14 protein-coding genes, 1 pseudogene and 1 other annotated feature are annotated in these 15,678 nt (G+C 45.8%); of the genes and pseudogenes, 4 read left to right on the top strand and 11 right to left on the bottom strand.

Going from position 1 to position 15,678, the window contains the following annotated elements:
* Positions 1–364: 364 nt before the first annotated feature.
* The 3 genes from clpB to rluD all read right to left on the bottom strand — a co-directional run bounded on the left by clpB (position 365) and on the right by rluD (position 4,768).
* Positions 365–2,938, bottom strand: a complete 2,574-nt coding sequence (gene clpB / locus Q1A40_RS16285) for an ATP-dependent chaperone ClpB (protein WP_300001980.1) — start codon at positions 2,936–2,938, stop codon at positions 365–367.
* A 121-nt stretch (positions 2,939–3,059) separates the two neighbouring features.
* On the bottom strand, positions 3,060–3,791 hold the full coding sequence (gene yfiH / locus Q1A40_RS16280) for a purine nucleoside phosphorylase YfiH (RefSeq protein ID WP_300001978.1): 732 nt from the start codon (positions 3,789–3,791) through the stop codon (positions 3,060–3,062).
* Positions 3,788–4,768, bottom strand: a complete 981-nt coding sequence (gene rluD, locus Q1A40_RS16275) for a 23S rRNA pseudouridine(1911/1915/1917) synthase RluD (RefSeq protein ID WP_300001976.1) — start codon at positions 4,766–4,768, stop codon at positions 3,788–3,790. The genes yfiH and rluD overlap by 4 nt, the downstream gene beginning before the upstream one ends.
* 133 nt (positions 4,769–4,901) lie before the next feature.
* Between rluD and bamD the strand changes: the two genes are divergently transcribed.
* The 4 genes from bamD to pheA all read left to right on the top strand — a co-directional run bounded on the left by bamD (position 4,902) and on the right by pheA (position 7,872).
* The gene (gene bamD, locus Q1A40_RS16270; RefSeq protein ID WP_300001973.1) at positions 4,902–5,639 is read left to right on the top strand and encodes an outer membrane protein assembly factor BamD; all 738 of its coding nucleotides are present in this window, start codon (positions 4,902–4,904) and stop codon (positions 5,637–5,639) included.
* Positions 5,640–6,100: 461 nt separating this feature from the next.
* Complete coding sequence (gene raiA, locus Q1A40_RS16265; RefSeq protein ID WP_300001970.1) at positions 6,101–6,445, top strand: ribosome-associated translation inhibitor RaiA; 345 nt, start codon at positions 6,101–6,103, stop codon at positions 6,443–6,445.
* 120 nt (positions 6,446–6,565) lie between these two features.
* Positions 6,566–6,690: a sequence feature (Phe leader region), on the top strand.
* On the top strand, positions 6,567–6,614 hold the full coding sequence (pheL, locus tag Q1A40_RS16260; protein WP_300001994.1) for a pheA operon leader peptide PheL: 48 nt from the start codon (positions 6,567–6,569) through the stop codon (positions 6,612–6,614). It overlaps the preceding feature by 48 nt.
* A 21-nt stretch (positions 6,691–6,711) precedes the next feature.
* A complete protein-coding gene (gene pheA / locus Q1A40_RS16255; protein WP_300001967.1) occupies positions 6,712–7,872 on the top strand; it encodes a bifunctional chorismate mutase/prephenate dehydratase in 1,161 nt (386 codons plus the stop codon).
* A gap of 55 nt (positions 7,873–7,927) precedes the next feature.
* On the opposite strand, the gene Q1A40_RS16250 is transcribed toward pheA, so the two are convergent.
* The 8 genes and pseudogenes from Q1A40_RS16250 to rpsP form a co-directional block, all read right to left on the bottom strand.
* A complete protein-coding gene (locus Q1A40_RS16250; protein ID WP_300001965.1) occupies positions 7,928–8,803 on the bottom strand; it encodes an SMP-30/gluconolactonase/LRE family protein in 876 nt (291 codons plus the stop codon).
* Between the two features lie 70 nt (positions 8,804–8,873).
* The gene (gene tyrA / locus Q1A40_RS16245; protein WP_300001962.1) at positions 8,874–9,995 is read right to left on the bottom strand and encodes a bifunctional chorismate mutase/prephenate dehydrogenase; all 1,122 of its coding nucleotides are present in this window, start codon (positions 9,993–9,995) and stop codon (positions 8,874–8,876) included.
* Positions 9,996–10,006: 11 nt separating this feature from the next.
* Complete coding sequence (gene aroF, locus Q1A40_RS16240; RefSeq protein WP_300001959.1) at positions 10,007–11,077, bottom strand: 3-deoxy-7-phosphoheptulonate synthase AroF; 1,071 nt, start codon at positions 11,075–11,077, stop codon at positions 10,007–10,009.
* A gap of 692 nt (positions 11,078–11,769) precedes the next feature.
* Entirely contained in the window at positions 11,770–12,261 is a 492-nt protein-coding gene (locus tag Q1A40_RS16235; RefSeq protein ID WP_300001956.1) for a hypothetical protein, read from the bottom strand.
* 1,366 nt (positions 12,262–13,627) lie between these two features.
* A complete protein-coding gene (gene rplS, locus Q1A40_RS16230; protein WP_300001954.1) occupies positions 13,628–13,978 on the bottom strand; it encodes a 50S ribosomal protein L19 in 351 nt (116 codons plus the stop codon).
* Between the two features lie 43 nt (positions 13,979–14,021).
* A pseudogene (gene trmD / locus Q1A40_RS16225) lies at positions 14,022–14,787 on the bottom strand (tRNA (guanosine(37)-N1)-methyltransferase TrmD).
* 46 nt (positions 14,788–14,833) lie between these two features.
* Entirely contained in the window at positions 14,834–15,382 is a 549-nt protein-coding gene (gene rimM / locus Q1A40_RS16220; protein WP_300001992.1) for a ribosome maturation factor RimM, read from the bottom strand.
* An 18-nt stretch (positions 15,383–15,400) separates the two neighbouring features.
* Positions 15,401–15,649 (bottom strand): 30S ribosomal protein S16, encoded by a 249-nt coding sequence (gene rpsP, locus Q1A40_RS16215; RefSeq protein ID WP_259052773.1) that lies wholly within the window; start codon positions 15,647–15,649, stop codon positions 15,401–15,403.
* Positions 15,650–15,678 lie beyond the last annotated feature (29 nt).

Below are 15,678 nucleotides of genomic sequence, written 5' to 3'. Positions count from 1 at the left end.
CGACACCCGAAGGTGTTTGAGATATCAATCTTGCGAGTGCCCACACAGATTGTCTGATAAATTGTTAAAGAGCAGTGCGAGGCATCTTATTGCGCTGTCGCGAGGTGACGTATATTACGTTTTCCTCTTTCAAAGTCAAGCGTTTATTTTTCGCTTTTCTTTGACTGGCTCGGTGATTCGTAAACCGTTGTTCCGTGTCAGTGGGGGCGCATTATAGGGAGTTCTTTGCGGCTGACAACCCCTATTTTAAAATATTTTATCAACCGCACATTTTTTCAGCGAAAAAGTTAAAGGAGTCTTAATTGCGAACAAATAACAAACTAAAATGGGCCCCGAAAGGAGCCCATTTTAGTTTCATGTATGATTACTGAACGGCAACAATGTGGTCGTCTTTGACGTCCAATTTGATTGTTTTTCCTGGAACCAGCTCCCCAGAAAGAATTTGCTGGGCCAGTGGGTTCTCTATTTGCTGCTGAATAGCTCGTTTTAATGGCCGTGCACCGTAAACCGGATCAAAGCCATTTTCACTTAATAGCGTCAACGCATCATCCGTTATCTCTACATCATAACCGCGCTCTTCCAGTCGTTTGTATAAACGTTGCAACTGAATTTGTGCAATAGAAGCAATATGCTTGCTACCTAATGGATGGAAGACCACAACTTCATCAATACGGTTGATAAACTCCGGACGGAAGTTCTGAGTGACGACACCCAATACCATGTCCTTCATATGGCCGTAATCCAAGGTACCAAAACGTTCCTGAATCAGGTCAGAACCGAGGTTCGAGGTCATAATAACCACAGTATTACGGAAATCGACCGTCCGCCCCTGCCCATCGGTTAAACGTCCATCATCGAGAACTTGCAACAAGATGTTAAAAACGTCCGGATGCGCTTTCTCAATCTCATCCAGCAGGATGACAGAATAAGGACGCCGACGAACCGCTTCAGTTAAATAGCCACCTTCTTCATATCCTACATAGCCTGGAGGTGCTCCCACCAGTCTTGAGACACTGTGTTTTTCCATAAACTCTGACATATCGATACGCACCATGGCGTCATCACTGTCGAACATAAAGTTTGCCAGCGTTTTGCACAACTCTGTCTTACCGACTCCGGTCGGCCCGAGGAACAGGAATGAACCTATTGGACGATTCGGATCGGCCAACCCGGCACGGCTACGACGAATGGCATTCGATACCGCCTCAACCGCTTCATTCTGGCCAATCACGCGCTGATGCAGTTGCTGTTCCATACGCAACAGTTTTTCACGCTCTCCTTCCAGCATACGTGCCACAGGGATCCCAGTTGCGCGGGCCAGTACTTCAGCAATTTCTGCATCCGTTACTCTGTTTCGTAACAGACGCATAATTTTACCTTCATTCAGCGTCGCAGCAGCCAGCTGTTTTTCAAGCTCAGGTATTTTACCGTATTGCAATTCAGACATGCGCGCTAAATCACCCACCCTTCGGGCTTGTTCAATCGCAATTTTAGCCTGTTCAAGCTCTGACTTGATAGTTTGCGTGCCAGATAGAGAGGCTTTTTCTGCTTTCCACTCTTCTTCGAGCACCGAGTAATCGCGCTCTTTTTGCTCCAGCTCCTCATTTAACATATTGAGGCGTTTCTGGCTGGCTTCATCAGACTCTTTTTTCAGTGCCTGCTGTTCAAGCTTGAGCTGAATAATACGACGATCCAGACGGTCGAGTTCTTCAGGTTTTGAGTCTATCTGCATCCGAATACTGGAAGCAGCTTCATCAATCAAGTCGATAGCTTTATCGGGTAACTGCCTGTCCGCGATATAACGGTGTGACAGGGTTGCCGCTGCAACAATAGCTGGGTCGGTAATCTGTACATGGTGATGCAGTTCATAGCGCTCTTTCAGCCCACGCAGAATAGCAATAGTGTCTTCGACCGAAGGCTCCTCCACCAGTACTTTCTGGAAGCGACGTTCAAGAGCTGCGTCTTTCTCTATATACTGACGATACTCATCAAGCGTTGTCGCGCCGACGCAGTGAAGCTCACCGCGAGCCAAGGCTGGCTTCAGCATATTACCGGCATCCATCGCGCCGTCAGCTTTACCCGCACCGACCATAGTATGAAGTTCGTCAATAAACAGAATGACATTGCCTTCCTGTTTGGACAGATCGTTCAGAACACCTTTCAGACGTTCTTCAAATTCACCGCGGTATTTTGCACCTGCCACCAGCGCGCCCATATCAAGAGCAAGAACTCGACGGCCTTTCAGACCCTCAGGTACTTCACCATTGATAATACGTTGTGCCAGACCTTCAACAATCGCGGTTTTACCTACTCCGGGTTCACCAATCAGTACCGGGTTATTTTTAGTACGACGTTGTAATACCTGAATAGTACGACGGATCTCTTCATCACGGCCGATCACCGGATCAAGTTTCCCTTGTTCCGCACGCTCAGTTAAATCAACGGTATATTTTTGCAATGCCTGACGGTTGTCTTCGGCACCTTGGTCATTCACGCTTTCGCCTCCACGCATCTGTTCTATTGCTGCAGTCACACTCGCAAGTGTCGCCCCTGCAGATTTCAGCAGGTCGGTCAGAGTGCCACGGGACTCCAGAACAGCGAGAACAAAGAGCTCTGACGAAATAAAGTTGTCGTTTCTTTTTTGTGCCAGTTTGTCACACAGATTCAGTACTCGAACCAAATCTTGTGAAGGCTGCACATCGCCGCCGGTTCCTTCAACCTGAGGTAAACGGCTTAAAGCCTGCTCGACAGCAGTACGAAACTGCCCGGTATTGACTCCCGCAGAAGTCAGTAATGGTTGCACCGATCCCCCTTCCTGCTTGAGCAAGGCACTCATCAGGTGAAGAGGTTCGATAAATTGATTGTCATTTCCCAGTGCAAGGGACTGGGCATCGGCTAAGGCAAGCTGGAATTTATTAGTAAGGCGGTCCAGACGCATAATTCCTCCCATAAAATAGGTCAAATTTGCTACTGGAGATTAAATGAGGTCATACCTCAATTATTCAAGGTTTATAACCTATAAAATATATGTGGCATGACGTATATGAAACTCAGAGAGACTATTTAAGCCAAATGAAACTGGCCATACGCCCGGTAACCCCTTCACGTCGGTATGAGAAGAAGTCATCTGACTCAGTCCAGGTACAACGTTCGCCACCATATACTTGGGTCACCCCGATATTCTCCAGGCGCTGACGAGCAAGCTGGTAAATATCAGCATAGTATTTTTCCCCAGAAGCGCGAAAAGCACTGACCGCTTTTTTATCCTGGGCGATAAAAGCTTCGCGCACTTCAGGCCCCACTTCAAAGGCGGCCGGTCCGATAGCAGGACCGAACCAGGCTATAATATTGGCAGGTGAATCCTGAAAACAGGCAACCGTTTCTTCGAGTACTCCCGCACACAAGCCGCGCCACCCCGCATGAGCTGCCGCGACTTCGGTGCCTGCCGTATTACAAAACAACACCGGCAGGCAGTCTGCCGTCATCACGGCACAGACTTTACCGCGGGTAACGCTATAGCTGGCATCAGCCCGTTTACTCAAATAGGGTTCATCTTCAAGTTTTAAAACGGCTGTCCCATGCACTTGTTCAAGCCAGGTTGGCTGAACAGGTAATGCGCCTGCGGCATAAAATAAACGACGATTTTCTGCCACATGCTCAGGATTATCCCCACAGTGAGCACCAAGGTTCAGTGAGTCATATGGCGGTAAACTCACTCCCCCTCTGCGAGTAGAACTACAAGCAGCCACACCTTCAGGGAAGGGCCATTGCGGGATAATCAAGTTTGTCATAGCCAGTCCAGTTGATCTTTGAAGGTTTCGGCATCTTCACGCATGGTTTCAATCAAATCCACCATATCCTGTGGGATAGGTGCATTCCACTCCATCAGAATACCACTGACAGGGTGATACAGACGTAACATAGTGGCATGTAAAGCCTGACGGTCGAACTTACGCAAGGTCTGAATAAATTCTTCAGAAGCACCTTTTGGCGGGCGTGGACGACCACCGTATAACTGATCGCCTACCAGAGGATGATCAATATACGCCATATGCACACGGATCTGGTGGGTACGACCGGTTTCAAGACGCAGACGCAGTCGCGTATGAATACGGAAATGTTCCATAATCCGATAATGTGTTACCGCGGGTTTACCCATTGGATGTACCGCCATATGGGTACGCTTATTCGGATGACGACTGATAGGTTGCTCAACAGTGCCACCACCGGTCATATGACCAATTGCGACAGCTTCATATTCACGGGTGATTTCACGCAGTTGCAATGACTCCACTAAACGCGTTTGTGCAGGTACTGTTTTAGCAACGACCATCAAACCGGTCGTGTCTTTATCCAAACGGTGGACAATACCGGCACGTGGGACATCGACAATGGCCGGATAATGATGCAGCAATGCATTCAGTATTGTACCATCCGGATTACCGGCCCCCGGATGCACGACCAAACCACGAGGTTTGTTGATAACCAGAATATCTTCATCTTCATAGACGATATTCAGTGGAATATCTTGCGGTTCCCAGCGAGCCTCTTCTTCAATTTCAGCATTGATGGTAACACTTTCACCACCCAGTACTTTTTCTTTTGGCTTGTCGATAATGACGCCATTTACTGTGACCCTTTTGTCAAGGATCCATTCTTTTATACGAGAACGTGAATAATCAGGGAACATTTCGGCCAAAGCTTGATCTAAGCGTTGACCCAGTTGAGATTCTGATACTGTTTCTGTGAGTTGTACTAGTTGTGCCATAGACAGCTTCTTTCGTTAACCTTGGGTTTTACGGCAATGCCGTTTAATATAATGTGCTATTGTAGCTGGTCTTTATCGGGAGTCGAAACATTGCTCCTCCCGGAAATAACATTACTTAGGAAAGTCAAACGTCATGACGCGCATGAAATATCTGGTGGCAGCTGCCACGTTGAGCCTGGCTTTGGCTGGTTGCTCCAGTACCAAGGATGAGGTTCCTGATAGCCCGCCTGCTGAAATCTATGCGACTGCCCAGCAAAAGTTGCAGGACGGTAACTTTAAAGCAGCAATAACGCAACTAGAAGCGTTGGACAACCGATATCCATTCGGGCCTTATTCTCAGCAAGTGCAGCTAGATCTCATCTACGCTTACTATAAAAATGCCGATCTCGGTTTAGCACAAGCGGCTATTGATCGCTTTATTCGCCTTAATCCAACCCATCAGAACATCGACTACGTACTTTATATGCGCGGTCTGACTGATATGGCATTAGACGATAGCGCATTGCAGGGATTCTTTGGTGTGGACCGTTCCGACAGGGATCCACACTACGCACACGCTGCCTTTAATGACTTTTCTAAACTGGTACGCGACTACCCTAACAGCCAGTATGCACCAGATGCGGCAAAACGCATGCTATTCCTGAAAGATCGTCTGGCGAAGTTTGAACTGGCTGTCGCACAATATTACACCAAACGCGGTGCATGGGTGGCTGTTGTTAATCGTGTCGATGGTATGCTGCGTGATTATCCGGATACCCAGTCAACACGCCAGGCACTACCGCTGATGGAAAATGCCTATCGTCAGATGCAGTTGATAAACGAAGCCGATAAAGTTGCTAAAATTATCGCAGCGAATAGTAGCCAGACATAACGTTGGTTCTGTTGCTTAATAAGACCTGAAGACTGCGTCAGTCACTCAAAACTGACTGACGCGGCTAAGTGCTTGTTGCCTACTTTAGCACAGGCCCGGTCAATAACCCTTAATGAAATTAAGGTCTGTTGATTCCGTGATGTTTATAAAAAAGGCTCCTGGTTTTTTTACCTGGAGCCTTTTTTATCATTCGTCGTCAAACGTAGCCACTAACACGATGTTTAAACTGTATTTTTTTGTTTTTTATTGCAGCAACAGTATACATTTCCGTGACAATAAATCTTGTCAACTATGACCTGAATTACGAAGAACTACAAGCGCGCAGCAGAAAGATTATGTCCTGCCTCACAAAGTAATGGTCTTGACAAAAAACGACAAAAAAAGTTGATATTGATCACGCTTTTTGACATTAGAGCGGGTATGCTGAAGTTACCAAGACGGGAAAGATAAGAGGTCACTTTATGACAATGAATATTACCAGTAAGCAAATGGAAATTACTCCGGCTATTCTGCAACACGTCAAAGAACGTCTCTCAAAACTGGAAAAATGGCAAACGCATCTTATTAACCCGCATATTGTTTTGTCTAAAGAACCCAAGGGCTTCGTTGCAGATGCAACGATTAATACCCCGAATGGTCAACTGGTAGCAAGCGCGCACCATGAAGATATGTATACCGCGATCAATGAGCTCATTAACAAGCTTGAGCGACAACTTAATAAATTACAGCATAAGGGTGAAGCCCGTCGCGCATCGAGTTCAGTGAAAGATGCTTCCTTAGCGGAAGCCGAGGCTGAAGAAGAATAAGCCCCTTTCGCAGCAGTCAATACGATAAACGCGCCCTTGGCGCGTTTTTTGGTTTCTTTTAGTTGACAGCATGAAAACATTGCAGGTAGTTTAACTCACGAACTCTAATGGAAAACTCACCATGAAACCCGAGCTGTTTTTCTTCGCATTCTTTTTTACGTTTCCCTGACCAGGAGGCGTTCCATCGTATGATAAAGAATACGAAGACGAACAGACAAGCCTCCCACCCGGGGGGCTTTTTTTATGGATAGCAAAAAGGTAGCGTTATGACCGAAATAAATCCGTTACTCAACCTGCGCACAAAAATCAGCGCACTGGACGAAAAGTTATTAGCTTTGCTGGCAGAACGTCGTTCGCTTGCCGTTGAAGTGGGTCGGGCAAAGCTGGATTCTCATCGTCCGGTAAGGGATATCGACAGAGAACGCGATCTGTTGGAGCATCTGATTACGCTTGGCAAAACACATCAACTCGACGCCCACTACATCACCCGTTTGTATCAACTGATTATCGAAGATTCAGTCCTTACCCAACAAGCCTTACTGCAGCAACATCTGAATAAAACAAATCCGCAATCTGCACGTATCGCCTTCCTTGGACCTAAAGGATCTTATTCTCATCTGGCCGCTCGCCAGTATGCAGCCCGCCATTTTGAGCAATTTATCGAAAGTGGCTGCGCTAAATTCCAGGATATCTTTAAGCAAGTGGAAACCGGTCAGGCGGATTTAGCCGTTGTACCTATCGAAAATACCAGCTCAGGCTCCATCAACGATGTTTATGACTTGCTACAAAATACACATCTGTCGATTGTCGGAGAAATGACTATCCCTATCGACCATTGCGTACTGGTTTGTGCGCCAACAGAACTTGAAAAAATTCATACCGTTTATAGTCATCCCCAACCTTTCCAGCAATGCAGCCAGTTTATTAACCGCTATCCGCACTGGAAGATCGAATACTGTGAGAGTACTTCCGCCGCGATGGAAAAAGTGGCACAAAGCAACTCGCCACATGTTGCCGCTCTGGGAAATGAAGCAGGTGGAGCACTCTATGGCCTTCAGGTGCTGGAGCGTAACCTGGCAAACCAGACGCAGAATATTACGCGCTTTATCGTCCTTGCGCGCAAAGCGGTTGATGTTTCCAGCCAGGTTCCCGCTAAAACCACCCTGCTGATGGCCACCGGTCAGCAAGCAGGTGCCCTGGTTGAAGCGCTATTAGTGCTCCGTAATCACAATTTAATTATGAGTAAACTGGAATCTCGTCCTATCTACGGCAATCCTTGGGAAGAGATGTTTTATCTGGATATTCAGGCAAATCTGAAAGATGAAGCTATCCAAAACGCCCTGCGAGAACTTGGGCCCATCACACGTTCCCTAAAAGTACTCGGCAGTTATCCGAGTGAAAACGTGGTCCCGGTAAATCCCGCTTAATGCAACAGGGGAGCATATGCTCCCCTCATCATCATAAAAGCAGGCCACTTATAATTTAAGTCGTCTCGCGAAAATCGCTTTTCGAAAGTCCGGCAACTGGAGTCTGTAAGGTAAAAATCGTCCCGGACAGTGGACGTAACGCCAGTTCATCGGCATCCATATGTTCACGGGTGGTGGTAATAAATAGTGTTTTCATATCGCTGCCGCCAAAGCAAACCATAGTAGGGCAACGCACCGGTAACCGATGCTCTTCAACCACCTCCCCCTCAGGAGAAAGACGGGCGATACGGTAACCATCATAAAGTGCCGTCCAGTAATAGCCTTCGGCATCTATCGCAGCCCCATCAGGAATGCCTTCGCCTGGCGTAAAACGCTTGAAAACAGTGCGCAGCCCAGGCTCACCTTGCTCATTAAGAGGAGTGCGATAAATCACGGCATTTGGCGTATCAGAGCTGTACATCCATTTTCTGTCCTGACTAAAAGCCAACCCATTAGCACCCTGAATATTATGCTGGATCACATGAGGGGTAAGATTGTTATCCACCCTGCATAACAGAGCGCCGTTATAATCACCAGGCCCCCAAAATGTACCGGCGTAGAAGCGCCCGTCCCTGTCGGTTCCGCCATCATTGAAACGCGCAAGTGTCGGGTTACTGGGGTTATCACACACTTTTTGGGTAAGCTCGCCGCTCTCAGTGGTCAGATAAATACCACTGCGCATGGCGACAATAAATCCTCCCTGCTCGCGTAAGGCAAAACACCCCACTTCTTCAGGAAACGAGATAACTGAATGCTGCCTGGCTGACAGGTGATAACGATGAATTTCATTTTGCAGAATATCCGTCCAGTACAGCGCGCCTTGCGCAGCACTCCAGGTCGGGCATTCTGGCAGGTGGCCAATATAATCAAACAGGCGGGTTAACTCAGCCATAAGCGTTATCCTTACGAAAAAAAAAAGCCAGCAGGAGAACCTACTGGCTAAAATAAAAGATATTTTGCCGTTACTGACGGCTATCATTAGCCTGGCGTAATAATACGCGGCTTTCATTCTGAAAACGTTTAGCGTAATCACCAAACCAGTCAGCTACATGAGTAAAACTATCAATAAATGGCTGTTTATTGTCTTCTTCCAGTAATTTGATAGCCTCACCAAAACGCTGATAGTAACGCTTGATTAGCGCGACGTTATTATCTGAAGACATAATGATGTCTGCATACAGTTGTGGATCCTGTGCAAACAGACGTCCAACCATCGCCAGCTCAAGTCGATAGATAGGTGATGAAAGTGTCAGTAACTGCTCTAGCTGTACATTTTCTTTTGACAGATGAAGGCCATAAGCAAAAGTGGCAAAGTGGCGTAATGCCTGGATAAAGGCCATATTCTGGTCATGCTCTGCAGCGCTTGAACGATGCAGTAATGCTCCCCAAACCTGGACTTGCTCCAAAAACCATTGATAGGCTTCTGGCTTCCGACCATCACAGTAAACGACGACCTGTTTAGCCAGGCTGCCACAGTCCGGGCCAAACATCGGATGCAGACCCACTACCGGTCCGGAATGTGCCGCCAGCATAGCCTCCAGTGGACCGCTTTTGACTGAGGCTAAATCCACCAGTACACAATCTTCAGGCAATGGCGGTAAACGGGCAATCGTCTGTTCAGTAATATGGATGGGTACACTGACAATGACCATTCCGGCATCGGCGAGTATTTCTGGTGCACGATCCCAGTCATCCTTTTCCAGAATACGCACCTGGTAGCCTGATAGGGTGAGCATTCTTTCAAATAACCCACCCATTTGCCCGGCCCCACCGACAATAACCACAGGACGTAATTCAGGACGCAGGGTTTTAAAGCCTTTATCGTTTTCACTTGAATAGGACTCACGCATTACGCGACGCAATACATCCTCAATCAGGTCAGGTGGTACCCCGAGTGTCTCTGCTTCTTTACGGCGTGAAGCCAACATCGAGGCTTCACGCTCTGGTACATAGATAGGTAAACCATGACGACTTTTGACCTCGCCGACTTCTGCTACCAAATGCAGCCGTCTTGCCAGTAAATCCAGTAACGCTTTATCTACCTCATCAATTTGATCGCGCAGCGCGGTCAACTCCATCACCATAGTAAAACCTCTTAACCTTTGCGTGACGCCAGTACCGTGCTCATATCATTGTGGATTTCACGCAGCAGTTTGTCGGTTGTTTCCCAGTCAATGCATGCATCGGTCACAGAAACACCGTATTTCATCGCGCTACGTGGTTGTTCTGAAGATTGGTTGCCTTCAAAGATATTACTCTCAATCATCAACCCAATAATCGAACGGTTACCATCTTTAATCTGAGCGGTAGCAGATTCCGCTACACCCGGCTGACGACGGAAGTCTTTGTTTGAATTGCCATGGCTGCAATCTATCATTAAGGCCGGGCGGAGTCCTGCCTTTTGCATTTCATTTTCACACTGAGCGACATCTTCCGGACTATAGTTGGGGGTCTTGCCGCCACGCAGAATCACATGCCCATCAGGATTGCCTTTGGTTTGTAACAGGCACACTTGCCCTGCCTGGTTAATTCCTACAAAGCGGTGTGGCATTGCTGCTGCACGCATCGCGTTAATTGCGGTGCCCAGGCTACCATCAGTGCCATTCTTAAAACCAACCGGCATCGACAGACCAGAAGCCATTTCACGGTGAGTTTGTGACTCGGTAGTACGCGCGCCAATGGCCGACCAGCTAAACAGGTCACCCAAGTATTGCGGGCTATTCGGATCCAGAGCTTCGGTGGCTAATGGCAGACCTAAGCTAACTAACTCAACCAACAGGCTACGAGCAATTTTCAGACCCGCTTCAACATCAAACGAACCGTCCATATGCGGATCGTTAATCAGTCCTTTCCAGCCAACAGTGGTTCTTGGTTTTTCAAAGTAAACGCGCATCACGAGGTATAAGCTATCGCTGACTTCATCAGCCAGTACTTTAAAACGACGAGCATAATCAATCGCAGCTTCAGGAGAGTGGATTGAGCAAGGTCCACAAACTACCAGCAAACGCGGATCGCGGCCCGCGATAATGTCAGAAATAGTCTGCCGTGACTGCTCGATTTGCGCTTCCTGTTCCGCCGACAGAGGAAACTCTGCTTTTAGTTGTTCAGGAGTGATCAGTATTTGTTCGTCAGAGATATGAACATTATTCAGCGCGTCTTGTTGCATGGTCGTCGTCCTTTATTAAGCTCGTTTGCGATTTGTCTCTCAGTGAGAATATGTCTACCTTACCATCATCAGTAAAGAATGCAATCCATTAACCGTAAATTTTTCGTTACGAAATTAAAACATCGCCGATTTAAAAGGGTTTTAACACAAAATTCGTAAACTAAAGATTACACTTCGCATTTGAAATAAGATTTATCAGGGCATTATGTCACGATGGGTTCAGGAAAAACCGGTACTATTAGAAAGGTTATTCTCTGAAAAATCAGGGAGTTCAAGCAAGGGAAAAGACAGGCTGGCAAATGTGGATAATTTCTGACTGGTGATTCTCTGATGCAGTATCAAATAATCCCGTACTGGAAATGAAAATTTCAGGTTCAGTCTGACTCAATTGCTATCGTTCGTGTCGGATAGCTATGTATCTCCGTCATACTTCAAGTTGCACGCGCTGGCTGCATTCATTCACGTGCTCCCAAGACCCGGATAAGCACATCGAGACACTCTTACTTGCCGCGTGACGAGACGCATAAATACGTCTCGCCACACGGACTTGTGTTTTACATCATGCAATAACATTAACATTTTCCCTGTAACTTGAATTATTCAGGGTATAGTTTCCGTTACTCAGTACTGATGAATTTGCATGACATTATAATAAAATATTAATAGTCTTTTAATGTCATGATATTTTAATATTAAATAGATTTAACGTCATCCCAGTAAAAAACAAAGCCGACATCAACATTACCATCAAAATAATCGTCAGCATGGGTGATATTCGCAGTCTTAAACGAAAAGGAGTCCTGGTTATCTGAAGTCAGTATCTGCTGATATCTGTCTTTAGTAATCGGTTGACGGCCATAATAAACATTAACATCTAATTCAACTGTTTGTTCTTTATTGGACAGCGTATTGCTGATCACTTTAGTAAACAGTTTATACTCTGGTATATCTTGCTTGAGCGGCAAAGTGTATATCTGCTGATGACCTGAACTAAGATACGTTGCTGTAGTCGTTTCAGGTATTAAATTTGCAGCACCTAAAGAACTTATTTCCATACTGTTCTTATTACGCATTGAATCTTTAGTAGCAACAGCTTTCCATGTCGCCACTGATGTCAGAGTTGATGAGTCAGCAAAAAGATTTAACGAATACAAAGAACAGATCAAAAAAATCAGCTTATTCATAAGACAGGACCCCGAACGGTAATCCGCTCAAACGGTTAACATTCCCGCAACATTACTTGATCAATAAACGGATATCAACAATTTTATAGGCCTCTCGTTATTATTTACGATGATATTTGGTTTCAGGAATATGATCGATTAAACAATATAAATAGAATGATAAAATGACCATAACGACTTCCAGCTAAACAGGCAAGGCAATGTATATCCAACCGATATACCACGATAAAAACCATACAAAGAATACACCTATAGTCTGAACTTGCAGACGCCCTGTTCAGACAAGCGATGAACGCAGACAAGAGATGTAACTCGGCAGCTCTCGTCGCAGCAACACTCAGCAACTTAAGGTAATGCGGGTATACAGTGGTTTTTTCTTAATGCGTTGCGGGCATACATATTCATAAGAAAACTTTCGGGATTGATGACTTTGTTATTGATGCAGGATATAACGTTTATTATCTTCACATAGTCTTCCCTACCCAACCTTATTTAACACACACTCCGAGAGTAATATTTTTAGCAGACAGATACAGAACATCCCGGATAATACATCCTCATGATAAAAAGTAATCTTCAGCATTGTTTTTTAAACAACTTACAGATTATTCAGAAACACAAAATATCGTCACAACAAAAAACACTGGCATTTATTTAATTCATTAATTTTGATTACCGCTTCAGGCCCATCAGTAAAGTACACTTCCCCAGGTTTCTTTGACTCAGCACATCACGATACAATTAATATCAATGGGACGATAAGTCTTTCAAAGATTGAGTTCGCTTATTATACAACTATTGATGAATCTTTTTTTGAACAAAACCCTCCTTGTTTATGACATTGTAAAACATAACAATATCACTTTTTGTAGTCATCCCATTTCAATTAACATTCTAAACACAACAGGCCGCGACAAATCCACTGTGTCTTTCATATATTAACCTCTTATCGAATAACATCCCCCCTGATTTTGGGGTAAAAGAAGACGATAAACAAATCATCGAATATTCGTTCATGTACTTTGTCAGAAGAATATGGTTTTTCATTTAATATAAAAAAACATTCTATTATGGAATAGTGGTTTATTCTGCACAGTAAACTGCCGTTTCATTGGGCTACAACAATATTTTATGAAGGCCGAATAACAGATTACTGACAAAATTAGATAGCGGTTTTGAAATAATAAAATGGGCCTTCAATACGCCAGCCAGTTACACCAGACAGAGGAATATCAATATTAATCTGCCACCCGTATCTGTTATAAAAGCTTTCAATAAGCTCATCTGACTACAGATAAAAAAAGGGGTCAGCACATGGCTGACCCCTTGTTCTATTTCACGCTTTGGATGCAGCGTGAGGCTGGTCTTATGCGCCCAGACGCTCTTTGATACGCGCAGACTTACCAGTACGCTCACGCAGGTAGTACAGTTTAGCTTGGCGAACGGCACCACGACGTTTAACAGTAATGCTGTCGATTACTGGGGAGTGAGTCTGGAATACACGCTCAACACCTTCGCCGTTGGAAATTTTACGAACAGTGAATGCAGAGTGCAGACCGCGGTTACGAATAGCGATAACCACGCCCTCGAATGCCTGCAGACGTTTTTTAGAACCTTCAACGACCCATACCTTAACTTCCACGGAATCACCCGGACGGAATGAAGGTACGTTCTGTTTCATCTGCTCTTGTTCAAGTTGCTTAATAATGTTGCTCATAATTTAATCTCTTATCCTGGGTAAACTGATGTATTGGGTGGTATCAACCATACCCATCATGTTTATGTTGCTTTAGCGTGTTCCTGTTGGAACTCTGCCAGCAACCTTACTTGCTCTTCAGTCAGAGCCAGGTTTTCTAGAAGTTCAGGTCTTCTGAGCCAGGTACGACCCAGCGACTGCTTCAGGCGCCAGCGGCGAATCTCTGCATGGTTTCCTGACAGTAATACTGCCGGAACTTCCATGCCATCTAACACTTCAGGACGGGTATAGTGTGGACAATCCAGCAACCCATCAGCAAACGAATCTTCGCTGGCTGATGCTGCATGTCCCAGTACTCCTGGTATAAACCGGGAAACTGAGTCAATCAGCGTCATTGCCGGTAACTCTCCACCACTGAGAACGTAATCGCCGATTGACCATTCTTCGTCAATTTCGGACTGAATAACGCGCTCATCAATCCCTTCGTAACGACCACAAACCAGAATTAACTTCTCATTAGTAGCCAGTTCACTGACACCTGCTTGATCAAGCTTGCGCCCCTGAGGTGAAAGGTAGATTACCTTGACCCCTTCTCCTGCCGCTGATTTGGCTGCATGAATGGCTTCCCGTAAAGGGTTTACCATCATCAACATTCCCGGCCCCCCACCATATGGACGATCGTCTACGGTGTGATGCCGGTCGTATGTGAAGTCACGTGGACTCCAGAACTGAATGCTGAGCAAACCATTTTTAACTGCCCGGCCAGTTACCCCGTAATCAGTAATTGCACTAAACATTTCAGGAAACAGGCTAACTACACCAATAAACACAAGCCAATCCCCATTATGCGAACGATTACCGTTATATTTCGGAGGTCTAAAAACCAGGATCCCAATCTACTTCAATAGTCTGAGTAGCGAGATCGACTTTCTTGATAACCTGCCCATCGAGGAACGGAACCAACCGCTCCTTGATACCAAATGCATCTTTCAGGTTTGCCTTAATGACCAAAACGTCATTTGAGCCGGTTTCCATCATATCGATGACTTTACCGAGCTGATATCCCTCAGTAGTGACAACCTGGCAACCCATAAGGTCTTTCCAGTAGTAGTCACCTTCTTCGAGACTTGGCAATTGCGAGGAATCAACGACAATTTCACAATTGGTCAGAAGATTCGCTGCGTCTCTGTCATCAACGCCATCTAACTTGATGATCAGATCCTGATTGTGGGTCTTCCAGCTTTCCAGCTGAACAGGCTGCCACTGACCACCCTGCTTGATAAACCAAGGCTGGTAATCAAAGATACTTTCGGCGTCTTCGGTGGAAGAAAACACTCTGAGCCAACCTCGAATGCCATAGGAGGAGCCCATTTTCCCTAATATAATTGGGTTAACAGGAACCTTTGGGGCGAGTTGCTTGCTCATCATGACCACCGTGACAGATTAAGCTGCTTTCTTAGCGTCTTTGATCAGCGCAGAAACGCGATCAGAAACGGTTGCACCCTGGCCAACCCAGTGCTCGATACGATCCAGATTCAGGCGAACGCCTTCTTCTTTTTCGTTTGCAATTGGGTTAAAGAAACCAACGCGCTCAATGAAGCGACCGTTACGTGCATTACGGCTGTCAGTAACAACAACCTGGTAGAATGGACGCTTTTTTGCGCCATGACGTGCTAAACGAATAGTAACCATAACATCCTCTATAGTGAATAAAACACCGG

This window comes from uncultured Cedecea sp. (assembly GCF_947498825.1).
GTDB lineage: Bacteria > Pseudomonadota > Gammaproteobacteria > Enterobacterales > Enterobacteriaceae > JGM124.
Note: the sequence above shows the minus strand (reverse complement) of the source record. Positions and strands in the feature narration are given on the sequence as shown.